22 protein-coding genes are annotated in these 24587 nt (G+C 63.4%); 13 read left to right on the top strand and 9 right to left on the bottom strand.

All coding sequences use genetic code 11. The features are described 5' to 3' along the window. Positions 1–110: 110 nt before the first annotated feature. Together GVL05_RS14885 and GVL05_RS14890 are read right to left on the bottom strand one after the other, a co-directional pair. Complete coding sequence (locus tag GVL05_RS14885) at positions 111–356, bottom strand: hypothetical protein (protein ID WP_235036001.1); 246 nt, start codon at positions 354–356, stop codon at positions 111–113. Between the two features lie 141 nt (positions 357–497). Continuing rightward, positions 498–998 carry a hypothetical protein gene (locus GVL05_RS14890; protein ID WP_123293756.1) on the bottom strand — a complete coding sequence of 167 codons (501 nt, stop codon included), beginning with the start codon at positions 996–998 and terminating at the stop codon, positions 498–500. A gap of 513 nt (positions 999–1511) precedes the next feature. On the opposite strand from GVL05_RS14890, the gene GVL05_RS14895 reads away from it, so the two are divergent. Beyond that, positions 1512–2285: a hypothetical protein gene (locus GVL05_RS14895; protein WP_123654322.1), complete on the top strand. Its 774-nt coding sequence runs from the start codon at positions 1512–1514 to the stop codon at positions 2283–2285. 153 nt (positions 2286–2438) lie between these two features. On the opposite strand, the gene GVL05_RS14900 is transcribed toward GVL05_RS14895, so the two are convergent. Further along, positions 2439–3170 (bottom strand): hypothetical protein, encoded by a 732-nt coding sequence (locus GVL05_RS14900; protein ID WP_123293758.1) that lies wholly within the window; start codon positions 3168–3170, stop codon positions 2439–2441. Between the two features lie 141 nt (positions 3171–3311). Beyond that, positions 3312–3995: a hypothetical protein gene (locus GVL05_RS14905; RefSeq protein WP_123293759.1), complete on the bottom strand. Its 684-nt coding sequence runs from the start codon at positions 3993–3995 to the stop codon at positions 3312–3314. Positions 3996–4156: 161 nt separating this feature from the next. Between GVL05_RS14905 and GVL05_RS14910 the strand changes: the two genes are divergently transcribed. Next, positions 4157–6055 (top strand): DUF2510 domain-containing protein, encoded by a 1899-nt coding sequence (locus tag GVL05_RS14910; protein ID WP_159573613.1) that lies wholly within the window; start codon positions 4157–4159, stop codon positions 6053–6055. A 219-nt stretch (positions 6056–6274) separates the two neighbouring features. Here the strand turns inward: GVL05_RS14910 and GVL05_RS14915 are convergent, their stop codons facing one another. After that, the gene (locus tag GVL05_RS14915; RefSeq protein WP_159573614.1) at positions 6275–6448 is read right to left on the bottom strand and encodes a hypothetical protein; all 174 of its coding nucleotides are present in this window, start codon (positions 6446–6448) and stop codon (positions 6275–6277) included. Positions 6449–6510: 62 nt separating this feature from the next. After that, positions 6511–6795, bottom strand: a complete 285-nt coding sequence (locus GVL05_RS14920; protein ID WP_123654320.1) for a DUF3892 domain-containing protein — start codon at positions 6793–6795, stop codon at positions 6511–6513. A 274-nt stretch (positions 6796–7069) separates the two neighbouring features. Between GVL05_RS14920 and GVL05_RS14925 the strand changes: the two genes are divergently transcribed. The 9 genes from GVL05_RS14925 (at position 7070) to GVL05_RS14965 (ending at position 16230) form a co-directional block, all read left to right on the top strand. Next, the gene (locus tag GVL05_RS14925; protein ID WP_123654319.1) at positions 7070–7438 is read left to right on the top strand and encodes a helix-turn-helix domain-containing protein; all 369 of its coding nucleotides are present in this window, start codon (positions 7070–7072) and stop codon (positions 7436–7438) included. A 2-nt stretch (positions 7439–7440) separates the two neighbouring features. Beyond that, positions 7441–8019, top strand: coding sequence for an ImmA/IrrE family metallo-endopeptidase (locus GVL05_RS14930; RefSeq protein WP_123654318.1), 579 nt, complete (start codon positions 7441–7443; stop codon positions 8017–8019). Between the two features lie 328 nt (positions 8020–8347). Then, positions 8348–9169 carry a TIGR02391 family protein gene (locus GVL05_RS14935; RefSeq protein ID WP_159573615.1) on the top strand — a complete coding sequence of 274 codons (822 nt, stop codon included), beginning with the start codon at positions 8348–8350 and terminating at the stop codon, positions 9167–9169. Between the two features lie 169 nt (positions 9170–9338). Next, positions 9339–9794 (top strand): hypothetical protein, encoded by a 456-nt coding sequence (locus tag GVL05_RS14940; protein WP_159573616.1) that lies wholly within the window; start codon positions 9339–9341, stop codon positions 9792–9794. Beyond that, positions 9791–10483 carry a hypothetical protein gene (locus tag GVL05_RS14945; RefSeq protein ID WP_159573617.1) on the top strand — a complete coding sequence of 231 codons (693 nt, stop codon included), beginning with the start codon at positions 9791–9793 and terminating at the stop codon, positions 10481–10483. Before GVL05_RS14940 ends, GVL05_RS14945 begins: the two co-directional genes overlap by 4 nt. Next, a complete protein-coding gene (locus GVL05_RS14950) occupies positions 10476–11768 on the top strand; it encodes a hypothetical protein (protein WP_159573618.1) in 1293 nt (430 codons plus the stop codon). Before GVL05_RS14945 ends, GVL05_RS14950 begins: the two co-directional genes overlap by 8 nt. Positions 11769–11936: 168 nt before the next feature. After that, on the top strand, positions 11937–12092 hold the full coding sequence (locus GVL05_RS20370; protein WP_369122533.1) for a histidine kinase: 156 nt from the start codon (positions 11937–11939) through the stop codon (positions 12090–12092). Positions 12093–12171: 79 nt separating this feature from the next. Beyond that, a complete protein-coding gene (locus GVL05_RS20345) occupies positions 12172–12402 on the top strand; it encodes a hypothetical protein (RefSeq protein WP_159573619.1) in 231 nt (76 codons plus the stop codon). A 162-nt stretch (positions 12403–12564) separates the two neighbouring features. Further along, positions 12565–16230, top strand: coding sequence for a hypothetical protein (locus tag GVL05_RS14965; RefSeq protein WP_159573620.1), 3666 nt, complete (start codon positions 12565–12567; stop codon positions 16228–16230). A gap of 669 nt (positions 16231–16899) precedes the next feature. Here the strand turns inward: GVL05_RS14965 and GVL05_RS14970 are convergent. The 3 genes from GVL05_RS14970 to GVL05_RS14980 are packed head-to-tail and all read right to left on the bottom strand — an operon-like array spanning position 16900 to position 22900. Continuing rightward, positions 16900–20280 (bottom strand): DEAD/DEAH box helicase family protein, encoded by a 3381-nt coding sequence (locus GVL05_RS14970; protein ID WP_159573621.1) that lies wholly within the window; start codon positions 20278–20280, stop codon positions 16900–16902. Then, positions 20277–21443, bottom strand: coding sequence for a restriction endonuclease subunit S (locus tag GVL05_RS14975; RefSeq protein ID WP_159573622.1), 1167 nt, complete (start codon positions 21441–21443; stop codon positions 20277–20279). Before GVL05_RS14975 ends, GVL05_RS14970 begins: the two co-directional genes overlap by 4 nt. Next, a complete protein-coding gene (locus GVL05_RS14980) occupies positions 21440–22900 on the bottom strand; it encodes a class I SAM-dependent DNA methyltransferase (protein WP_159573634.1) in 1461 nt (486 codons plus the stop codon). The genes GVL05_RS14975 and GVL05_RS14980 overlap by 4 nt, the downstream gene beginning before the upstream one ends. Before the next feature lie 128 nt (positions 22901–23028). On the opposite strand from GVL05_RS14980, the gene GVL05_RS14985 reads away from it, so the two are divergent. Next, entirely contained in the window at positions 23029–23766 is a 738-nt protein-coding gene (locus GVL05_RS14985; RefSeq protein ID WP_200849240.1) for a hypothetical protein, read from the top strand. Positions 23767–23881: 115 nt separating this feature from the next. Continuing rightward, positions 23882–24562 carry a hypothetical protein gene (locus tag GVL05_RS14990; RefSeq protein ID WP_159573623.1) on the top strand — a complete coding sequence of 227 codons (681 nt, stop codon included), beginning with the start codon at positions 23882–23884 and terminating at the stop codon, positions 24560–24562. Positions 24563–24587: the final 25 nt, after the last annotated feature.

The raw sequence follows: 24587 nt of genomic DNA on the forward strand, positions 1-24587 counted from the left end.
CACCTTGTCCGCTCGATGCAGCCGACGGATCTCTGCCCACGTGTCCACTGTGATCACCCTCCTAGCGTCAACCAGGGGGTCCATCCCAGTTCGGCGTCAGGGGGTCCGTTCTACTTCGGCATCAACAGGGTTCGGCCGATGCGTTCCGGCTGCTCGGTGAGGATGAACCGCATCAGGCGCTCCGTTTCCGCCATCGCCGCGACCGACACGTCGCTCCCGGTCGGGTCGGTGGTGGTGAGGCGGAACCAGGGCTCCTCGTCCGAGTGGTCGACCAGAACCGTCGCCCACGGCCCATCCGGATCGTTCGAGTCAGTGAAGATGGCGGCGCCGAAAAACCGGACGTCGTCGAACGCCAACGTCAGAGACACCAACTGCAACCTCACGGACGGCTCTCGTTTGCTTCGTCGGTCATTGGACGTGCAACCAGCGGAGGTCATAAGTGGCGTCTGCGCGGAAGCAGCAGCTGCCGCAAGGGCGCCGGCTGCGGTGCTCGACGGTCAGACATCGCGGGCCAGCCGCGGATCGTCCTCCGCCAGCCGTTCCAAGCCAAGCCCAGACGCTTCGAGAATCGCGTCCTCAGACTCTTCCGTCGCGACGAAGGACCCGATCTGCGCGTTAGCGGCGACAAGAACCTCGATACGGCTCCGGGCATCCAGCACCACTGCGGCAACTTCCTCGTCGCTGCAGTCGGAGGTGAATTCCGGCTTCGACGGGTGCAGGGCTGGGAACTCGAGCTGCTGTACCGGTGGGTGCCACTTCACGCCGACGCGGAGCACGCGGCCGTCGGCGTCGCTGCGGTAGAACATGGACCCGAACGGGTGGCCCATGTCGAGGGTGAGGTCCGCTCCGTACAACGTCCACCCCGCGGCGGCGTAAGTCGGGTCCCAACGCTGCACGATGAGGGCACCGATGCCCATCTCGAGTCCAGGGACGAGGGCTTGGTCGTCGCGGACGTCGGCGTAGAGCTCCTGCAGGTTCGGGGGACTTTGGTCGCGCATGCTCGACAGCGGGATACGCGCTACGGTGCGAACGGCTGCACGGCCTGGCCGCTTCCCGGGACCCGAGCCCATGTCGGGGGAGTTTCCGCTCATCGGCCGGCGCTCTTGCCAGCGGTGGCAGCCGGGCGGCGACGGTACCGGAGCGTCGTCAGGACGCAGACGGTGGGGGGTGCGACGTGAAGCATGTCGAGGACGCTACGAGAGCGCTCCGTTCTTCGCAGCCGTTTCGGCCGCTCTGAGTCCGGCAGCAGGAAAGCTGACGAGCTTCAGCGGGAGTCGCGGTGCTGCGCCATGGCTTCTGGCGCGTCGTCGGTGGCGAGCCGCGTTGACCCCACTTCGCGGGGCATGACGGGTCCCGTCGGCGCCATTTTGTCCCGCGAACGAGGGTCTTTCGCCGATTTTCGGCTCTGCTGGTGCTCGCGAACAGGATTTCAGCCCCGCTCCCGGACGCGCTCTGGCATAGGGCTGACATCGGCGGAGAACCACTCCGCCCCAACTCGGAAGACCCCAGCCATGAACTCCAACAAGTACAACACCGTCACCTCGATCGCCTTCTGCACGCGCACGACCCCGCACCGCCATAGCATGCTGGAGCTGCAGCAGCTCCGCATCGCACGGCACCGGGCCGGCCAGCGCGGCCAGCAGAAGATCACCTGCCCGATGATCCGTCAGTGGCGAGGCGAGTTCGAGGACATGTACGAGGTGCGGACCGAGCCGGAACCGGTCGAGGTGTCGCGCACGAGCGAGGCCGACCTGCGCGTCAGTCGACGGGTGGAGGCCGACGTGCAGGTCAGCAGCGTGCTCCTCCGCTGGCACTGCACCGAGTGGCCTGTGGTGACCATCCGCACCTGCGGGGAGACCGACCTCGACGGCGAAGCGCCGATCCCGGCACCGGCGCCCGCACCGAACGACCCCATCTGCGGCGGATACGCGCACCGCCTCGACGCCACCCAGCTCCCACCGACCCGCCAGTACGACTACCAGGGGTACGACAAGCACCGTTCCGACCGCGCCACCGCCCTCCAGCGCGCCGCCGAGCGGTGGTTCGACGCAGCCTTCGCTCCCACCGTGCAGACGGTTCCGCGACGCGCCGGCCAGCGAGTGGCCTTCGACGCGACGAACATCCGCCTCACCGCAGCCCGGTACAGCCCGCAGCAGTCGAACGACGACGCTGGCTGGGACGAGAAGACCCCGTCGCCGGTCCGTCGGCAGTCCGCGTGGGAGGTCGAGTACGCCGTCATGACCCGCCACACCTCCGAGTCGAGTTTCCTCGGCTCTGTCCGCTGAATCGCTTTTCCCGAACGCGAGTCACCGCCGGAAGAAGGGAACGCCAACAAGCAGCACGCTTCATCAGGTCATCGAAAGCGCCGTCCACCACAGGTGGGCGGCGCTTTCGTCGTATCGGAGGCGCTTCAGAAGGCAGCGGGCGAGGCGCTCGCGTCAGCGATCGCCGTCAGAGACGCTCTTGGAGCGTCGGTGGCTGTCGTTCCAGCCGGGGATGTTGGCGTCAAGCCATCGCCTTTGGTCGGTGGTTCGTGGTCGGTCCTTTTGGAACCGCAGCCACTGCAGTGCGTTGACGCCGCAGATAACGACGGTGCGATCCGGGCGGCGTCCGTCATGCCTGTCCATCCAGGTCGCGACTGCGTCAGCGATCTCAGACCATGTAGCTCTCGTTGCCGCGACGTTCCATCCGGGCACGTGCTCGTCGAGCCATTGGCCCCGCTTCACCTGCATGGCTCCTTCGCCCCGCTTCTGATCAATCTCCCGTTGGAAGACGAGCCACGTGCCGAGGGAATATCCGTCCACTACCTCACGGGTATGCGGAAAACGGTCGTTCGTGCGAACGAACTTCTGTAGCGTTTCGGCCTGTCGATTCCACAGCTGCTCGCTCGGGGACAGTTCCCACTCGGGCACCCATGTCTCGAGGTAGTACTGCCGAGCTGGATGCAAGGTTTCGCCGGTCCTGGCCTTGCCGAGCCGCCGCTGCTTGTCGAGCCACGCGCCGATCTTCAACCCCCGCGAGACGGTGGTATGCGGTGGGAGAAGCTTCTTCTTCTCGACGTAGTCGCGGACTTCCTCCGCATGCTCGAACCAGGTGTGTCCGAACTCCTCAGGGCCGTCCCAATCCTCTCGGGGGATTTCATCGCGATTCCGGGGTCGTTCGTTTCGCATGCAGCGACTCTTCCGAACCCGCGTTGCTGATCGAAAGCCGACTCGCCCGATGCCCCCCGTACTGGGTCGGCGATTCAAACTTCGGGCCCGGCTATGTCCGCGTCGCACACTTAGGAGGGCACGCGCGGAAGGATGGCATCATCAGCCCTCTTCGCTGGTCTCGCTGTCGGAGTCGTGTGGCGCCTCGGACTCGGCGCCCAGTATCTCGAGGTTGCCGGTGGCCTCACCGTCGATGGTGATCTGCCGCGGGTGAGAACCCAATTCCGTGAGTGCGTGCTGCGCTTCCTCGGTGAATCGGTTGACGTTCTGGCGGCTTTGCAGCAGTCGAAGCTTGGCGTCGCTCGCCTCCGCCCATCCCTGTCGCCACCCCGCGACGAGCCGCGGGATCGCGCTGCTCACGCGCTCGGGATGCTTGAGGACATACATGAACAGCGAGGCCGCACCGCCAGCGCTGGCCACGCCTGCGCCGACGTGCACCCATGCGAGCAGGTCCAACGGGGAGCCGGCGGACATCCGGCGCACCGCAAGACCAGGCAGGTCATCGTTTGAGCCTGGCTCGACGGCTCGGATGCAGGCGTCCCAGAGGCTCGAGAGAGCGAGGATGGTCAGCCCCGCATCCCGCGCGGTCCACTCTGGGCGATCGATGCGAACGGCGATCTGCAAGCCATCTACGGGTCGAAGCCAGTGATCGATCTCGAGTCCATCGAGTCGACGCACGTTGAGGTGCTCGTTCGCCAAAGCAAGCCACTCCAACGAGTAAATGCGCTCGTCACGACGCCCGAGGTTGAGCCACTGCGGCTCCGGGAGTGTGCCGGCAGCGATCATGGCTCGCACTCCGTCTGGTTTCACGCCGAGCAGCCGGGCTACGACACTGGTCGACAGATGTGTCGGGTCATCTCGACGAGTCGTTGTCACACGCGGACGCTAACCTCATGCGATGGCCAGGTGAGGAAGACTCGCCCCATAACGAGAAGGAAAATCTCATCGTGACCGACGACGTGCCCGTGATCAGCTGCCGGGATCATGTCGACCGGGCCCCTTCTCCGGATTCTGGTCGGAACTCGCGGGGAGGGACACCACGCTTCAGAGCAGATCTCCTCGTGCAGGGCCTCGCAACCAAGAAGCTGCGGACCACAGGGGAGAGCTGGTTCACGAGCTGGCGGCGACGCCAACAGGGGTTTGCGGACGGGCAATTCCGTCTGGTACCCGAAGAAGGCAACCCTGCAGACGCGACGGCAGTAGGGGTATGGCTCGACGACGAACAAGTTGCCTACATCTATGGAGACGATGCAGAGCGGTACACGGCGGCGCTCACGCATGTCGGTTGCAATCTCCTGGTCAACGCGGTGCAAACGGAGGACGGGCTCGAGCTTCGAGTCGAGGCACCGGCACCTCGCGCACTCAAGAAGCTCCTCCGAACCGCCGATCCGTCAACGTTCGTTCCCTTGCCGGCGCCAGTATCGATCGCCGCCGGCCCTCGTGCAGGTCATGACATGCGTCGCTACCCTGCGCCCGTAGGGGACTACTCGCTGCCGCCATCCGTTTGGTGGCCAATAACGGGCGGGCGCCGTTCGGGCGGCACGACGGCGGACAGTCCGGGGGCCGTCTCCACCTGCCCGCTGTGCCTCAATCCGATGGATCAGACGACAGCACGAAGAGTGAACGCAACTCGGAACAAGACCGCCGCCCGAATGATCTGCCCAGAGTGCTTCATCGAAATCGGCCCCGGCGAACGACCCAGAGGCGTCGAACTGACGCCAGACCAGATCGTCGCGAGCATGAAGCAATACCACGCGGTCACCGGCGCCATCCCTCGGCAGGGGGGCTCGGGCTACGCGTTCCTTGATAAGTACCCGAGAAGCGCATCGCCGGAGGAGCTCCTTGCCTTCCTTCGCCTCATCTGGGACTGGCCAGATCGCTCGACAGTCAACGAGGTGTTCGGCAGCTGGCATGGAGCGCTCGCAGCATCTGGCGTACTCGGCGACGGCACAGAACGCATGAGCCGCGGCGTGCGATCCATCGCCAACGACGGACATCTCTGCCTGTCCTACGGGGAACGAACAATCGACGACTGGCTCCACAAACAAGGCATCGCCCACACCCGCGAACCCTCCTACCCCGGCACGAACTACCGCGGTGACTTCCTCGTCGGCGACCTCATCATCGAGTATCTGGGGCTACACGGCGACCCCGACTACGACGCTCGCTTCGCCGCGAAACGCAGGGCAGCCAAACGAGCAGGTCTCGACATCTTCGAAATCACACCGCGAACGCTCGGCGACTGGGACACGCTCGCACTCCGGCTAGCCCGACGGCCAGCGCGCTGGGCACCGACAGCGACGCCTGTCTCACCCGCTCCCACTGCCGAGCCACTCACGCCGGTACCCGAAGGACCGACCGGTGCCCCTGGCTGGCGGACCGACCCGCTCAACGCTTCCGGGCGGCGATACTTCGACGGATCTGCCTGGACCCATCACACGCTGGACCGATCGGGTGAGTGGCACGCGCACACCCCGCTCGGCGACGCCGCTCGCAGCGCAGCGCAGGCGTGGGTACGGCACGAACGACCCATGCGAGAAGCGCCCGAGGCCGCGCTCGGGAAGCTCGGCACGCATCCCGACGGGCTGGCGTTCTGGCTCGCGGCGATCGACGAGCACGAGAACGGCGGCCAGGCACGAGCTGCCGACTCAGCAACAGCGCCCGCCTACAGAGGCTTCATCCGCTACCTCGAGAGGGACGGCGCGGCGATGATGGCAGCGATGGACCGATGTGCACGATTTGACCGAGCCGGCAGCAGAACGCTTAACGACCGCGCGCTGCACATCTTCCACCAAGCCGGCGTCCGCCCCGACTTCGCTGCCGCCGGGCTGACCTTCCACGCCTGACAACGGTCTAACGCAACGGACGCAATGAGCGTTATCGGCGCTTACCACGTCGTCGTAGCATCTGAAGCGACGCGCCTGACGATCAACTGAGCTAAGCGTCGCGTGGCAACTGGGCCTGTCTCCAGACCGGCGGCTTGTTCCCGTCTCAGCCTCCTCAGTGACTTCGAGTGATTCGGACTCGACCCCCTGGACCTCACGCCGTGAGCTCGATGTACGGAGTTAACGACGCCGTCGATGAATGCGCCGGGTGGCGATGCTGAGGGTGCCAACGCAAGCGATGGCGAGCGCCGCAACCGGGTGTGACTGCGCGGTCAGGGCGAGTGCGTTCACAAGCGCGACAACGCCGGCCGTGAAGCCCGCGAGGAAGGCGGAGACGATATCGGTGGGTTCCATGCTGCCTTTCTGTAGAGGGCCCGCATGAGGACCGACCGCCCGGGCGATCGGTCCTCATGCGGTCAGCCCTCGGGGAGGTTCTCGAGGTTGTCGAGTTGGGAGCTGTTGGGGTTCGTCTTGATGTAGGGGCTCGCGAGGCAGGTTCCTCGCGGGCAGTAGTGGACGGTGGTGATGGTTGCGGAGTGGCCGCCGGCGCTGGTGCGCCAGGTGTTACCGGCGTTGATGCTTGCGACCACCTGACCTCGGGTCCAGTGGGTGTTCGTGTTGGTGATGACTCCCTCGAGGTGTCGGTGGGCGCCATCTGCGGAGAGTTCCTTGCGAACTCGGGTCACGGTGTACGTGCTCATCGATGCTCCTGTTCGGTGTCGCTGACGAGGGTGCTACTTGGACTTCTTGGACTTGGACGTCGATTCGTTGGTCGTCGTGTTCGGGTGACGACGAACCGTGGACTGCTTCACGAAGCGGCCGGTGATGGCGCTGCGTCCTCGCTTTCCTGTCATGTGTTCACCTCCTTGGTTCGGTGTTCGTTCGGTGGGTCGATATTAGATCACCTGCGCATCGGATGTCGAGCGCTGTGGCGAGTTTCGTTCATGGAGAGCCGCAACGAGGCATACTGGTCACGTGCCGAGGACAACCGTCGATCCCGTTGCGCTCTACGAAGCGCTCGATGCTGCGCGCAGCGCCAAGGGCATGTCTTGGCGCGGTGTCGCCCTGGAGATGGGCGTCAGCCCTTCTCTGCTCTCAAGACTTCGGCAGGGCCAGCGGCCGGACGCGAACGGGTTCGCGACCGTAGTGTCGTGGCTTGGGGTCGACGCTGAGCAGTTTTTCGTCGCGGAGGATGCTGGCGTGCCGCTCCGTCCGGGCGAAGTCGAGCTCATGGCGAAGGTGGCTCCGCTTCTGAGGGCTGACAAGGATCTGCAGGACGAGGACGTGCAGTTCATCACCAACGTGATCAATGCCGCTGTGACGAGGGCGAAAGCGTCCAAGTAGCGATGCGGCGGGGGTTCAAGACTGAGGCGAAGGGGCTCGCTCTCGAGATCAGGCGTGAGCTAGGGCTCGACGCGTTCATGGTGCTAAACCCATGGGGGCTGGCAGATCAATGGGGGATCGAGGTCTGCGGTGTGAGTGAGCTGGCGCTTGACGAGAAGGACCTGGAACGGGCGCGTCGACCGCGTGCGTCCTTCTCCGGGCTAGTCACTGAGATCGAGCACAAGCAGCTAATCGTGGAGAACGACTTCCACGGCCTTCCAAGGCGTCGATCCACGGTCAGCCACGAGATGAGCCACATCATCCTCGAGCACGAGCATCCCGCTGTGGTGACCTTCGACCGAACGTGCGGAGCTGGCGCTGAGCAGGAAGAGGAAGCAGATTGGCTTGCGGGCGAGCTTCTCGTACCGTGGGACGCTGCGCTCAGGCAGGCCTGGCGGAATGCCACGGACGACGACGTGGCGAGGCGCTACCAAGTCAGTGTGCCGCAAGCCCGTCGCCGCATGAATCAGTCCGGAGTGCGGCGCCTCGTGGTTCGCTCGAGGCAGAAACGCGCGGCTTCGACCGGGGCAGCACCGTTTTGAACGCCGGGCTCGCCTCCAACCCGTGGAACGGATCCCCGAAACCCGTGGAACGCCCGTCAGCACTGGGATCCGCGATCCGCCCCAGCACTGGCATCCGCGAATAGACCGAACACCTCTTATCGGCGCGAGCGCGAGCCTGTCACTGTGCGGCCAGCGGCACTCGGTTGCCCGATTTCGCGGTGAGCGCGTATGGCCAAGGTCTTCACCTGCCCGAGTGCCGCCTGATCGTTCCCAGCCTACGACGAGGCGGATGTCCGTAGCACTGGCCTTGGGAAGCTTCCCCCGGATCTCCTTGACACGTGGTCGTGTCGATGAGCGATGATGAGGTGTGCCCGAACCACGAAAGCTCCCCGTCTTCGACGTCGCCTTCGTTAAGGCGCTGTGCGATGTCTTGGGGCAAACGGAGTCTCCGGGGCTGTCGAACGCAGAGATTGACCAGCTCCTGCAGCAAGTCAACATCACCTCTCGCCAAGCAGGCAACAAGAGGAATAGCCTCTTCACTGCCTTGTATGAGAAGCAGAATCGACAGAGTGTGGGGAATGTTGTCGCGGCGTTTGTTGCGCGAAGTATGCATCCCAGTCGTTACGCCAAAAATCCGGCACGGTTCACGTCTCTTCGCGACGAACTAAATGAAGCGATCGTGTTCTTTGGCTGGAGGGTCACTGAAACGGGGCAACTTGGACGCGCGAAACAGGCGAGCACGCTTGCGGAAGGCGCGGAGCTTGCAGGCCGGCTGCTCACGGAGTTGACACGAAGGGGGCTGCACCACGAACTCACTCGATACTGCTCAGAGGAGTTCGTGACCAGGTCTCTCTTTCACGCGATCGCTGAAGCATCGAAAAGCGTGCCCTCGCGGGTCCGGAGCCTGACCGGTTTGGCGGGCGACGGAGATGCGCTTTACAACGGCGTATTCGGCACAGGCGGCGGTGTTCGTCCTAGAATGCTGATCAATCAATTCGTTACCGAGAGTGAGGTCAGTGAGCATAAGGGATTCAAAAACCTCCTGCTGGGTATACACGGTCACTACCGTAACCCGCGCGCCCACGGCAATCGCGTTGACAGTAACGAGAATCTGGAAGACTTTTACGACGCCTTCGCCCTCTTCTCATATGTCCATCGACGCCTAGACAGAGCGGTCGTACAGCCGTAGCCTTGCGTGCTGCGGGCTGGTCTCGCCGAGCAGCGTCGGCGTGTGTCTCGCAGAAAGGTCGGTGCCCCCTGTCTAGGCTGGTGCCGAAGCAGGCCGCTACCCGAGAGGCCTAAGCCATGTTCAGGCCTGTCACGGGCTTCGTATCCAGGGGGACGTCACATTGATCCGCATGCAGGTGTTCTTCAAGCGCCAGCCTCGCGGCTCGCGGACTACAGCTATAGTGAAGCGTATTCCTCCGGGCTCAAATGCCGCGGCACTGCCGGATGAAGTTCGGCCGACCTGGGGTTCGTATGACTTGCTTCTGATTGCCGACTCCGCCCGTTCGAGTAAATGGACGGTCGACCGCTTCACGGTAACTGACGCTCACTTGCACCTACTCCGCGGAGATGAACAGTCGACCGCCAATGCGCAACTTTTGGACAATTGGCAGGATAAGCAAATCGAGGGCGTGCTAGGGATTCTTAACAATGAGGCCTTCACCAGAGCGATCGCTGCGATCCATCTCGTAGACTCGGCGATGAATACGGCGGAGATTCGGAGGCGCGGTGAGATCGACGCTGTGACGGAAGATGCGGCCGGTGCCATCGCTGATATTGCGGCCCAAGCGCTCCAAACAGCGTCGTGAGCAAGGACTCTAGGTGGGAACGGTTCGTCGCCTTTCTTTCGGACGCTGCCCGTCTCTTAGTTGCGGTTCTGCTCGCCGTCTATCTCGATGACTGGTTCAGGGACTGGGGCATCGCACTCGATGCATTTCAGGAGGTGTTACTTGACCTTTCGGGTGCCGTCGTCGGAGGCTTGCTGGCCGGTCTTATCATTGCGTTCCTACTGGCTAGGTCGGTTGTCACTATCTCGTGGTCTTCCCGCGCGACCGGCAACGAGATAGATGGCAGCTCGATCACGATCTACGGGAATCGAGTCGATTCACCTGCAGAGCTCTTTGAGTGCAAGGCTGCAATCCGCACCAAAGGTCTTGGTCGGGTATTCTTTTTCTTCTTTGCTTCCCGTGGTGAGTCGCTTCGCCTGGCTGTGCAAAGCGGCGAGCATATCTTCTTCAGCAGGGAGCGACCGGGGGAGATCAGTCAGGATCAACACACGGCGTATCTTGCTTTGGCTGCGAGGCAGCTGCCGGTTGCGGGTGCGGACTGGGGTGGTATCCAGTGGGCGATTAGCGCCGACGAGCCGTTCAATGATTTAACCTCGACCATCTACTACAGTCTCGAGAAGGGCAAAAAGCCCTTTCTGCTTAGTGTCGTTTTCAAATTGACCCACGCCGTCGACAAGATCCACATCAAGGACTCGCCATCTAATGTCTAACCTTACAGAGGGGCGGCTGTCTGCTACTCCTATCCGCATCAACACCAGCGCATCACTCCAGCAGGTCCTAGCATCGATTAATCAGTCTCGACCGTCCCTAACCGGATTTGTCAAAGGCTGGGGTTCGATCGATGACCCAACTGCTCCGCTGCATGGAAAGTCGAAATGGGGCGGCAGCCCTATTCCTGGAAATGCCGGGCTGAAACCCGCGCAGCGGAGCGCTCCGAAATTCGGAGCTGCGCGCCTCTACTGGTGGGTTCCATCAAAGCGTCGCGCAGAGGACCTTGGCATTCAGATTCGCGATCCTGCTGCGCATGAGCTTTGTGCTTCCGATGTCGTTATCACCGATTCTTCCGTACCCGGGAGACTCGATGGGTTCATAACGGTGCGTGACGAAGAATCGTTAGCCATCATCCGCGACGCCCTTGCATCGGCCGTTTCTGCGGTCGACGGCAACAGTGTTCTTGAGTTGGCAGTCGGGCAGACCCGACCGAGGGATAACGACTTCTTCCTGTGGCTAATCTGGCGCGAGCACCACGACAAGGCCCTTACCGGTCGTCTTCAGTTGAATGAGATTCGGGTCGTTGAGTCCCAAGACGCCGCGTACCGGGCGACCTCCCTAACTGAAGGAGTTGACACTTCCCGCTTTGAGTTGCTCACACTGATCTCGATGGTGCGAGCTGAGTTCGGACCGATCAAGATCAAGGTCCGTGATGGTGCGCACCCTGCCCTTTATGATTTCGAGCTTGGGTATGATGGGAAGTTCGCTATTACTCTAGGTGAGACTCATTACCCGACCCCGTTGGGGCGCGAGGATAAAGGTCTATTCGCGTTTCTCGATGTGGCGTTCTTCGTCATTCCTGAGTTACTGAATGCGTACCTGGGTGATCGTGACTGGAGTGCGTCCAACCGGCGACAGTTCATCGACGACTGCCGAGAGGTGCTTGCGGGTCCGCATCTCACAATCGGACTTCCTTGCATCAATCCAGTTGGGACGGGACGGTTTTACGCTGATCAGCTCGGATTCGTGGCATCAGCACCCCGGCCGGATGGGTCCGTGGTCTGCTCGCGGGAGGGCATAGAGATCATCTTCTCTCCCTCAGTGTCGGCCGCCGGAGGGGAAACCTTGGTTTTAACAATTCCGGATGCGGGCGATGTCCTCCTCGACTTAAGGGCAAAGGGTATCGCTACTACGGCGGTTGGAGGTTCCGCTCGTAGCGTCGATTTCACTGTCGCGGATCCGGACGGTCGGACTGTGGAGCTTCGTGGCTATGCTATGGCCTGAGTAGGCCTTCGCTTTCTCGTAGTAGGGCTGTTTTCGGAATGTGATCAGAGCAGCTCTGACAATCCGAGCCCAGTAGGATGCCGTTCAAGCCGAGGCGCGACGAGCAAGGTCGCTGCAGGCCGCCGGGGCAGCTTCGTCGCGCGTCGTGTGACGTAGGAGCGGATCAGGATCGCGCGCGAGCTCCGTGATTCGCTCACTCATGGCCTCAGTGCGATCGGACTGCAGACGAGTGCGATCGACGCTGCCCTGGACGACCCCGAGGGCACCCGCGAGCGCCTGCGAGCGCCCTCGCCGACGTCTGCGTGGACCGACTCGCCGCCATAGACGCGCAGGGTTTCGCCGTACAGGTGCTCTCACTGGCGCCGCCCGGCACGCAGGGGAGGGGCCGGACGCTGCAGACGCCGTGCCGCAGAGCCGTGACGCCAAGGACGAGGCAGCTGCGGCGGTAGCGGCCGCTCCGGACCCGCTGCAGGCGATGGCGACCCTGCCGTTCGCCGATCCGCACCAGGCCGCGGTCGAGTTGGACCGCGCAGCCGGGCTCGGGCTCGTCGGCGTGACGTTGCACGGCCGGACCCGTGACGTGCTCATCGACGACCCGCGCTTCGAGAGGAACCGTAGGCTGCGCCGAGCGTGATCGGTATCCTGCATCGCGCCGTCGAGGACCTAGGCTTGCGTCGAGGAGGTCTTGGGGATGAATGCAGGCGGGGGTTCGCCGCACTTGGCGGACGGTACAGACCTTGCTCGATGGGCCGACCAGCGATCGGCGCAAGCGGATCTTCCGCGTCTGGTCCGTCGGTTGATTCGTCATGAGAACGACCAAGTCCAGCGGGTCGAGATGCGCGGCGGAGAAGGCGTGGGTCTGCCTGGTTACGACGGTACCGTCGAAGCGACGCGCGGAACGTCATTCGTGCCCGAGGGCGTGAGTGTATGGGAGATGGGGACAAATAAAGATCCCGCTTCGAAGGCGAAAAGTGACTACGAGGCGCGGACCGCCGACTCGCTCGGAGTCGACAAGTTGACCACGACGTTCGTCTTTGTCACACCGCGGCGTTGGCCGAGGAAGCGGGAGTGGGAGGAGGCGCGCCGCGCCGAAGGCGAGTGGCGAGACGTGCGAGTTCTCGACGCGGATGATCTCGAGCAGGCGCTCGAAGAGTCTGCCGCAATTCGGATCTGGCTGTCCGAACTTCTCGATATGCCGGCGGGCGGGGTCGCGACGATCGAGGACTGGTGGCGTCGGTTCTCGGGCGGATTCGATCCGCGGCTGACTGCAAGAGTCGTCCTCGCCGGTCGAGAGGACAGGGCAGCAGAGCTGCTGAGGCGGCTCGCCGTCGACGTGGGTCGCACCTTCATCCGAGCTGCAAGTGTGGACGACGGATTGGCCTTCGCTGCCTGCGCGATGATGGCGCAGGACCCTGACGCTGCTGAGCCGATGCTGTCGCGATCGTTGTTGGTGCACGACGGTACATCGCTGAGACGACTTGACCAGACCTCAAGTCTTTTGATTCTCCTTCCTTACGAGGAGCAACTACAGCGCGAGGCGAATCTCGTTGAGAATCACCACGTTGTGTTTGTGGTGACCGAGGGTGATGCCCACATCGAACTGCCTCCGCATGATCATCTGGCGTTGCGTACGGCCCTACGGGAAACGGGGGTTCCCGATGAGAACCTCGATCGCTTTGTGCGCGCTGGCACTAAGAGCTTGCTCGCTCTTCAGCGCGTGGCCAGGCCCTTCGATCAAATGGACCCGGATCAGTGGGCATCTGACCTGGCGGCGCCGACGATAAGGCGGCTCTGGCTCGCGGGGGCGTGGAATCAGCATCGGAGTGGCGACGTGGAGGTCGTCGAGGCTCTCGCCGATGAGAGACAGTCCCACCTGACGGAGCTACTGGAAGGGCTGGCGCGTCAGGCCGATCCGATCTTCACCCGGGTTGGAGCAACTTGGGCGGTCGCTGCGCCCGAGGAATCCTGGCGCACAGCCCGCCTCAGCATTCGCGAGGGCGACCTCGAAAGACTCGAAATCGCGGTGCAGACCGTTCTTGGTGCTGTTGACCCACGACTCGAACTGCCTCTTGAGGATCGCTGGAGTGCCGCGGTTTATGGCAAGACGCGGGTTCATTCAACCGATCTTCGAAGTGGCCTCGCGAGGTCCTTAGCGCTCCTTGGAAGCCGTGGAGACGAAGTCCGGCTCGCTGGAGGTCGCTCGGCGCGCCAGTGGGCTGAGCGAGTCGTCTGGAACCTCGTCGATCGAGCGAACGAGGATGCATCCGCGCAGCTTTGGGCGTCGATGTCGGACGTCCTCCCGTTGCTCGCTGAGGCCGCGCCAGATGTATTCCTCCGAGCGGTTGCTAAAGCGACCGCTGGTCCTGCACCTTTAGCGCTGAGCTTCTTCCAGGATCAGACGGATGCTTGGCAAGTGAGCAGCCCGCACACGGGGCTGCTCTGGGGACTCGAGAGCGTGGCGTGGTCAAGTCGGCATGTGGGCTTCGCGGCAGAGGTGCTCGCTTCTCTCGCCGAGATTGACCCGGGCGGGAGGCTGAGCAACCGTCCGACGACGAGCCTCCATGGAGTGTTCAGGCCATGGCTACCGCAGACGAGCGCGTCGGCGGAGACGCGCCTGCTTGTGCTCGACTCGCTCCTTCTTCGTCACGAGGCTGTTACCTGGGCGATCTCGCTTCAGTTGCTTCCCGGGCCATCGGAAATGGCAATGGAGTCTCACAAGCCGCGTTTCCGGGAGTGGGCGCGAGGGGCGAACAAAGAACCCCACTTGCCAGACATTTATAAGTCGGTCGAGGCGATTGCTGAGCGGGTCATACATGGGGCGACCCGCAACCCGAAGCGCTGGGCCGAAGTCGTCGGCGTGTTTGATCGGTTGCCCGATCGCGCCAAGCGATCGGCAATTGAGGCACTCGAAACCCTCCGACCGGAGGAACTCGACTCGTCTGAGTCCGTTCTGCTTTGGGATGCGATCGAAGACTTCGTGCGCAAGCACCGTCAGTTCTCCGACTCTGAGTGGTCTCTAGCGGAAGAGTGGCTGGGGCTGCTCGCAGATGCGGCCGCTCGGCTCGCACCGTCTAGCGCGGCCGAGCGATACAAGTGGCTGTTCGACGGCTGGACGCCGGCCATCGGCATCTCGATCGGCGACGGCTATGAGGCTTACGAGCAAGAACTCGAGCGGATTAGGGCAGACGCGGTCAGCCGCATCATCGGAGCCGAGGGTTTCCACCGACTGGTAGATCTCTCCGCAGATGTAGCCATGCCGTCAGCGCTAGGTTTCGCGGCGGCTCGCGTCGATCGAAAGCACGATGACGTTGCGCTTGACGAGTTGGACAGCGAAATTCAAGCCCGCGCAACATTCGCAGACGCGTTCGCGCGCGCGCGCTTCGACCGATCGATGAGCGGAGTGGCCGCTTGGGTGGAGAGGCTCGATGGGCGTCCTTTGGCGCAAGCGCGGTTGCTCCAGACAGTCGAGGATGTGAGCCAGGCCTGGGCGGCGCTGGCAGATCTCGACGATGCGGTCGACGCCGCGTACTGGGCAGAGTTCGTCCCTTATGGCCGAGGAGCTGATTTCGGTCACACCAGTGAAGTCGCTCGCCAACTATTGAGCCACGGTCGCGTTGCCATGGCTGTGGACACCCTCAGTCTCTATGTCGAGAGGCTCGAGGTCGACGACGCTGAACGAATCGTGGTCGATGCCCTGACGCAATACCGGCCCGGTGATCCAGAATCTGGACGCGTGTCAGAACATGACGTCTCTCGGCTTCTCGAGTTCCTACGCTCACGAAGCGTCGACGAGAGGGAGATAGCGCGTCTCGAGTGGAAGTTCCTTCCGCTGCTTCACTTCGAGGGCGGGGCGACGTCGCTACAACGACTCCTCGCGCAAGATCCTCAGTGGTTCGTTGAAGTCCTAAAGCTGGCGTTCAAGCCGGCGACTCCGAGCGGTGACGATGAACCTCGAGACGTCAACACGGCCCTCGCATCGAACGCGTGGCGCTTGTTGCACGAGTGGCGCGTGGTGCCCGGCACGGACGCCAACGGGAATGTGAACGCGGCTGCGCTTGGAACGTGGCTCGAGTCAGCGCGAGCGCTACTCGCAGAAAGTGACCGTCTCGACATTGGCGAGTTGCAGATCGGCGAGGTCTTCGCCCATGCCCCAACGGACCCGGACGGGACATTTCCGACGCGCGCCGTACGGGATGTGCTTGAGGTAGCGCCGAGCGATCGGATGGAGCGCGGATTCGTGGTCGGGGTGCACAACATGCGGGGGGTGACCTCAAGGGGGATGACTGATGGCGGCCAACAAGAGTTTGACCTAGCAGGTGATTTCGAAGCCAAAGCCGATCTAATCGACGCGACACATCCGCGAACTGCTGGTGCGCTCCGACAGATCGCCATTTCATATCGCGACGAAGGACGTCGTAACGACGAAGAAGCTCGTCGTTTCCTCGAGGGGCTCGACTTTTAGCCAACGAACACGTCGAGCGGGTTTGAGGGGACGTCCCTGAGCGATGCAGGCAACGCGCCGCAGCCGTGGTGGAAGTCGGACCTGCGGCAGCTCGACACGTTCGATGGGGCGCTCCGCGTGCAGCGAATCCCGTTCGAGAACCACGCGGTGATTCACCGCGTCGAGCACATCTCGGTGGAACGCTTCGAAGCGTGGGAGCTGTGCGTCCGCGCCATCCGCCGCGACGGCGGCCACGTCAGATCGGATACACCATCGGGTTCTCGTCGCGCGGAGAAGGAATCGCCCTCCGGAGGCGCTTGTGAACTCACACTACGATCAGAGTCAACTGGCTCGTCGTGCACCAAGTCAACAGCCTCCGTGACGGGAACGAAGCTCGTGCTCGATCTCGCGGTGCCCGGCGCCGAGCCGCCTGTCCGACTTGCGGGGACATCCTTCCGCTCATCGGGAAGTGCGACTCCTATTGACGAATCGGCCGGTGGAACGGATCCCCGAAACCCGTGGAACGCCCGTCGTCACTGGGAACCGCGATCCCTGCCAACACTGGCATCCGCGAATAAGCCGAACACCTCTTATCGGCCCAATGCCCTCGTGGCAACGAATTCGGAGGCTGATTGCGACTTGCTTGACGGGCGCTCGATCGTGCCTCGACCGCGCGTTAGCCAGACTGTCTCAGGCCACGGTTCCGGGGCGGACATGCTCTTGCACGTCACGAAGAATCTGCACGATAGCTGCCACCTCGTCGTCGTCAAACAAGTAGTCGACTCCGCTTGGTGCCCGGTCTGTGTACGGCGACTCGTACAGGCGCCCCGCATCCATCAGGCCGTTGGCGGTGAGCTCGTCGACGATGAGATGGATGAATCGGATCTGGTCGACGGAGAAGCGTGAGCCGTCGAGGAAGCGTGCGAACGACTCGAGAGCCGCATCTCGGTCGAGGCCGACAAGCGACCGGATGAACGATCCGAGTCCATGCGCCTCCTCGGCCGCCGCATCGATGTCGGCCTTGGACCCTGCCCCGCTCGCCAGGAGCATCTGCTCGAGCGAGTTCAGGTCGTCCGACGTGAGATGACGGTTGCGGCGCAGTCTCTGCAGCGCGAGGTGGTCCTCGTGCTGCCGTAGGTATGCGGTTGCCTTCGCGCGGAATCGTTCGAGGTCGGTGCCCGGTGTCGTGTGCTGCAGCACGATTTCGGTGACGTCGCCGAGTTCGTCGATGAAGTCGGTGTAGACGCGGGGGCGGGTCACGTTCGGTACGAATCGGACCAGTGCGCGGATGCGAAGGCGTGCGATTTCGAGCATGCCGAGGGTCACGTCGATCCACCAATCGTCGCCGGCGACCTCCTCCAGGAGCACGACCTGTTCCGCGACGGACGGGATCGCGGTCTTCGCCAGCAGTGCTGTCGCGATGGCTTGCGCCGTTTGACGGACCCGCTCGGAAGCGGTGGCGTCGCCGTCGAGCTGCGCGAGCTGCCGGCGCAGGATCAGCAGGTCGAACCGCTTCGCGTCGGTGTCGTCGTCCACCACGCTCGACGGAAGCCCTGCGAGGTGCTCGAGCGCGTCGGATGCGCCCTCGGGAGTGAGTGCGTCCCACGCCGCCGGGTCGGCGTACTGCTCGACCCAGCGCCGCTCGGGACGGACGAGGAAGTTGTCGAGGTTCATGCCGGCGACGACCTCGTGCAGGGTGCTTGCTGCGGAGGCACGGAGGTCGGCGTCGCCATGCGTTCGGTCGAGGGCGGTGATCAGTCCGAGCCGGGCTTCGAACAGCCGTTGGGTGAGGGACTTCTGCGTCGACCCTTCGGCGCCGGGGAGGTCCTGGCTGAAGAACTCGAGGTTGCCGCAGAAGTCGAAGACCAGGAAGTCCTTTTTGGGGCGGCCTTCGCCGAACAGGCCGGGGCTGAGGCGGGTGCCGCGGCCGATCATCTGCCAGAACTTCGACTTCGATCGCACCGTTTTGAAGAACACGAGGTTTACGACTTCGGGCACGTCGATGCCGGTGTCGAGCATGTCGACGGAGATCGCGATGTGCGGTGCGTGGTCGGCGATGGAGAACTCGTCGATGAGGTTCTGTGCGTACGGGGTGCCGTGGGTGATGACGCGCGCGAAGTGTCCCGCATATTCGGGGTACTGCTCGTCGAAGCGCTGCTGAATGAACTCGGCGTGGTCCTTGTTCTTCGCGAAGACGATTGTCTTGCCGAGGCGGTCGCCGCCGGCGACTTTGTACCCGTCCGTCATCAGCGTCGCCAGCACCTTGTCGACGGTGTCCTCGTTGAACAGGAACCGGTTCACTTCTTCGGCGTCGACGGCGGTCGGCGTGCCGCCTTCTCCCCAGTCGAGGGCGTCCCAGTCGTCCTTCTCGGCCTCGCTGAGGTCGTCGTAGCGGATGCCCTGACGCAGGAAACGGGTGCCGACCGACACGCCGTACGGCGGGACGAGGAATCCCTCGGCCACGGCTTCGTCCAAGCCGTAGGCGTCGGTGGGCACGCCGTCTTCGAGGTGGAATCGTCGGTACGTGTTGTGGTCGACCTCGTCCTTCGGCGTGGCAGTCAGCCCGACCAGCATCGCGTCGAACCAGTCGAAGAGCGCCCCGTACTTCTGGTAGATCGACCGGTGCGCTTCGTCGACCACGATGAGGTCGAAGAATCCCGGCCCGAAGTGACGCGCCGGCCCGTCGCCGCCGTCATCGGTCTGGTTGATGAGGTTCATCATCGTCGGGTAGGTCGAGACGTAGACGCGTCCTTCGGCGGAGCGTTCGGTGACCAGGTTCACCGTCGCGACGCTCGGCAGGTGCTCCTTAAATGCGTTCGCCGCTTGCTTGACAAGCGCAGTGCGGTCCGCGAGGAACAGGATGCGCTTCGCCCAGTTCGCCTTCATCAGCTGATCGGCCAACGCGATGACTGTCCGGGTCTTCCCCGAACCGGTCGCCATGACCAGGAGCGCTTGCCGTTGCCGCCGATCGAACGTGTCCCCGACGGCCTTGATCGCCCGCACCTGGTAATGCCGCCCAGCGATGTCCCTGCTCACAGGAGCGGCTGACAGCGGCAGACGGGAGGAGCGACGCTGGATCATGAGTTCCAGCTCACTGCGGGTGAAGAATCCTGCGACCTGCCGCGGCGGGTAACCGGCTGCGTCGTCCCAAAGCCAGTGCTCGTATCCGTTGGTGTAGAACACGACCGGCCGACGCCCGTACATCGCCTCGAGGGAGTCGGCGTAGAGCTTCGCCTGCTGCTGCCCGACAAGGGCGCTCTTCGTCGTGCGCTTCGCCTCGACGACCGCGAGCGGCAGCCCGTCCGCTCCCCACAGCACATAGTCGACGAACCCAACGCCCGGTCCGTTCGGCATGCTCGAGACCTCGTACTCGCGATCCCGCGCCTCGGCGAGCGGCCAGCCCGCCTCAGCCAGCAGCACGTCGATGAACAGATCGCGCGTCTCGGCTTCGGAGTAGTCGTGGTCGTCGGACGCGTGATTCGCCGCCTGCACCTCAGCCACCTGCGCGCGCAACTGCTCGATCTCCGCGGCCTGCGCCGCTGCGACCTCGTCACGCTCGGCGAGAGCCTTGGCATGGGCTTCATCCTGCGCGGCGAACTTCCCGGCGAGCCGCTGCACGTCCCCACGCGTGAGCGGCGCCGCACTGCTTGCGAGCTTTGGATCGAACGTCGCGCCGGTCGGCACGCCCTCCGGGTGCACCGAATGCCGGAACATCGCCCACACCAGCACGTGGTGCAGCTCGCGCAGTACGGCCAGCGCGATGTCGGGCCGCACTGGCTGTTGCGCGTGCACGGCCTGATTGCCAAGCTTCCGGATCAGGTTCAGCTTTTGCCGGATCCCCACCCCCGCGACCCGCGCGAAACCAGCATCGTTGATACGTGCGGCGAGGTCATCCTGATACGGGACTGGTAGGGCGAGGATCTCGTACAGGTGGCCGACGAGCACCTCAACCGCCCGGCGGCTGTAGAAGCAGGCCGACCGCGGGTCGCTCGAGAGATAGGACTCCGCGCGGGAGACGTCAGCGAACACATCCGGCCAAACGACCCGCACAAAGTCGAAGTTCGCCGTCACAGCTCGCCCCTGAACGCATGCGACTGCAGCGACTCCAGCAGTTCATCGGCAACTGCCAGATCGCGTTCGATGAGGGTTCGATGTTTTCCGATCAACTTCATTTGCACAGCGAACGCATCGATTCGGTCCTGCGGGGGTAGTGCTATCGGAACCGATTTGAGTTCGGTCGGATTGATGTTTGCCTGGTTCACTGCAGTCTTAGCGAGGCCACGGCGCACAGCTCGCCCGTGGCGACTTCCCAGGTATGCTGACACGAAATATGCGGCCAAAGGATTTACGAATCGAATGCGCACGAGGTACCCCGCAAAAGCGAGGGGCCGGGCGGTCTCAACGACGCAGCTTTTGCCGACCTTCTCAAGGCTATTGGTGCGGTTGAAGAGTAGGTCACCACGCTGCACAGTATATTTCGGGAGGTCGGTCGTCGCCAGATCGAGGTATTTCAAATCGTGCAGATCCAATCGACCGTCGTCCGTAACATTTCCCATGCGGAGCACGGGCCACTCGCCGACATTGCTCGCCTTCGCTGACGAGCCGTACTGCGTCGACTCCACCAGATCCCCGACAGAGCCAAGCGTCCATCGGTCGGACCATGAGGAGGGATCCCCAAACAGCTGCACGAAAACCGACTGCTGCAGGCCTTGAAGGTGCTCGAGCACTTGGCGACGCTTGACGCGGAGTAGGTCCGCTTGGTCGAGGATGGAGGCGATCCTACGTTGCTCCGCGAGCGGCGGCAGCGGAATCATCGACTCTTTAACGATTTTGTCGGAAACAGCTGGATAGCTCGCGCCTGTTGCCCTGCGCACCATGTCCATAACGAAGGGACGAGTTTGCACCCAGTGGAAGAGGTATCGGGCGTCGAGTCGCTCCGTCGGACGCAACACCGTGAAGCCGGTCGACCCGGTTGCTCCATCCAAACGCGCTGGGACTTGTGCAACGGCGTTCAAGTTTGGTCTGACGGTTGAAACGAGGACGTCACCGGTTTGTAGCAATTGGCGCGCCCTGCTAGGCGCCTCGGCGCCGCGGATGCGTGCAACTTTACTGATCAATTTTGTCTCGCTCGAAACTGATCCTAAATCAATGTAGGCAAATTCGTCCTGACCAAGCCTTGACGGGTTCCACGACACCACCTTGGTGGTCAACGCGTCGAGCGACGCCGTCTTCACCTGAGCATCGCCTTCAACTCGGCGAGCCCGTCCGTGATTTCTGCTTCCAGGGTCTCGACGTCGGCGATGATGTCGAGTGGCGGCCGATGTTCAACTTCGTCGTGAACGATCTCCTTGTAGCGGTTCAGGGAGAGATCGTAGCCCTTTGCGGCGATCTCTGCCCTGGGCACGGTGAATGATTGGTCGGTGCGGGCCCTGTCGCGTTCATCGGTCCTGCGGTCTGCCCAACGGGTAAGCACATCTGGTAGGTCGTTCGCCTCAATCGGGTTGCGCTTGTCATCAAGCGAGAGACCGTCGGCGTGCACGTCGTAGAACCAGACGTCATCGGTGCCGCCCGAGTTCGTTTTCGTGAAGAACAGGATCGCTGTCGACACGCCCGCGTAGGGGCGGAAGACACCGGACGGCAACTTGACGACTGCGTCGAGCTTCTGGTCCTCGACGAGCATGCGCCGCAAGGTCTTGTGCGCGGTCGATGACCCGAACAGCACGCCGTCGGGCACGATCACGGCCGCGCGGCCTCCGGGCTTCAAGAGCTTCAGGAACAGGGCGACGAAGAGCAGCTCGGTCTTCTTCGTCTTCACGATGCGCTGCAGGTCCTTTGAAGTCGACTCGTAGTCGAGCGACCCGGCAAAGGGCGGGTTGGCGAGGATCAGTGTGTACCGCTCGGCATCGTCGCTCGCGCCCTCGGAGAGGGAGTCGCGGTAGCGGATGTCGGGCGCTTCGATGCCGTGCAGGAGCATGTTCATGCTGCCGATGCGCAGCATGGTTGAGTCGAAGTCGAAACCGTGGAACATGCTCGTGTGGAAGTGCGAGCGCTGCTGGGCGTTGGTGAGCACTCCGGGGTGCTCGCGCCGCACGTACTCCGACGCGGCGACCAAGAACCCTGCGGTGCCGGCCGCGGGGTCGCAGATCTCGTCCTCTGGCTGCGGTGCCATCATGGCGACCATCAGTTCGATGATGTGGCGAGGTGTACGGAACTGGCCGTTCACGCCAGCGGACGCGATTTTCGAAAGCAGGTACTCGTAGAGGTCGCCGTTGGTGTCGCGTTCGGCCATGGGGATGTCGTCGAGCATGTCGACGACCCGCGACAGGAGAGCGGGAGTCGGGATCGTGAAGCGGGCGTCGCGCATGTGCTCGCCGTACGTCGAGCCATCACCGCCGAGAGCGCGGAGGAATGGGAATACCCCTTCTCCGACGATCCGCCACATCGTCTCAGGCTCATCGTTCTTGAACCGGCTCCACCGCAACTGCTCCTGGCCGAGCCCGTAGATCTCTCGGTCGATGCTGCCGCCGGTGACGCGCGCCTTCTTTTCCGCGAGTGTCTGGAGGTCGTCGAGCCGGCGGACGAACAGCAGGTACGTGATCTGCTCGATCACCTCCAGCGGGTTCGAGATGCCTCCGGACCAGAACGCGTCCCAGACTCGGTCGATCTTGCTCTTGAGTTCCCCGGCTATCACTGTCTCACGATATCGGCTGCTCGCGCCGTCGCCACTGCCCACGTTCGTGGCACGTTGCTGCTAGGCGAGTGGACGGTCGGGTCGGTGTCCCCTCGCGAAACGAGCAGGGCTCGCTCTAATCTGTGCAGGTGACCAGCATGCCGCTTGGAGAAGACGACTTGACGCCAGAGCACCGACGCAATCTCCTCACCGCGGCGCTGGACAAAGCGCTCAGCTTGCAGGGCGCCGTGGTCGCAGGGAACATTGCCCGTGCCCGGCAACGCAACCCGGAAGCGACTCCGCAGCAAGTCGTGCACACGCTCGAGAGCATGTATCGCACCGCCCTGGCTGGAACCGGCGCCGCCGTCGGCGCCGTCGCGGCCGCCCCCGGAGTCGGTACTGCCGCGGGACTGGCTCTCGCAGGAGGAGAGGTCCTATCTTCACTGGAACTGAGCGCGCTGTTTGCGCTCTCCGTCGCGGAAGTGCACGACGTCCGTGTCGACGAGCTTGAGCGCCGTCGCACGCTAGTTCTAGGCGTTGTCCTCGGAGGCGGCGCTTCGCAGACGATCGAGAAGGTCGCGGGGCGGACCGGACCGCACTGGGCGAAAGCCATCGTCAACGCAGTACCCGTGTCGCAACTCAAGCAGATCAATAAGGTCCTCGGCCAGAACTTTGTGACGAAATGGGGAACGAAGCAGGGCATCATCGTGCTCGGCAACGTTGTCCCGTTCGGCATTGGCGCCGTCATCGGGGGCGGCGCGAACCTGGGCATGGCCGAGTTGACGGTCCGCGCAGCTCGACGCGCTTTCGGGCCGGCACCCACCGCCTGGCCGGGCTCGTACGACACGTCGTCCGATTCCGGGGTCGATCCCATGGGCGAAGAGTGACCTGGGCGTCGAGACTCCGCCGGAACCCGTGAATTGAACGCCTGCAGAAGAGGCTTGGGCGTCTGAAGCGGCACCGTCAAGGAACCCTGACAACGACCTTCAACGAGGAACCCGAATGCAGATCGCGGAACGATTCAAACTCAGCCAGGGGTGGTGGGTGTCTAGCGAGCTCGCTCGCCGGCACAGCCACTTCAAGATCGCCGAAACGTGGCCAATGGATGGCTTCTACCATGGTCTTGAAACCTTTGACCCGCGTTCGGGCAGCTCGGTGTTCATGAACTTCAACGGCAGCATTCACCTGACGCGCGGAGACGACCGAGCCGTCGATGGCATCGGCTGGCAGGCACTCATCGAGGCTGAGGATCCCCACGAGGTGGTGAAGCTCATTGAAACCGCGGTGGGATGGACGACGGCCTCTGCCGACCCCACTACACCTCGATCTCTGACCTATCGAATCATCGCCGCCGTCCTGAGCCGCACGATCAACGACCGAATCAGACTCACTGTTGGCACGCACTGGTATGGCGCGTCGTACTTGACTCCTGAGGCGACGCCGGCGTGGGTCAGCGAGTTCGAGGGCCTCGAGTCGGCTGTACGGGCATACCCGGACGAAGCTGGCCTGCCGTTACGACACTTTTGGATGATCCGTCGGGGCGATCAGCCGTCAGCGGTGCTCGCTGACAACGCCACCCTGTACGCAGCCCACGATGGCCCGACCTCGCTGATGCCCTTGTACCGAAAGACCCGATCACTTGAGGACCCGGTCAACGTCATTCTGGGTGCCACCGCCTCCTAGCCCGGGAAGCAAGCAGGCGCAAACG

It is taken from the genome of Curtobacterium sp. 18060, assembly GCF_902706105.1.
GTDB lineage: Bacteria > Actinomycetota > Actinomycetes > Actinomycetales > Microbacteriaceae > Curtobacterium.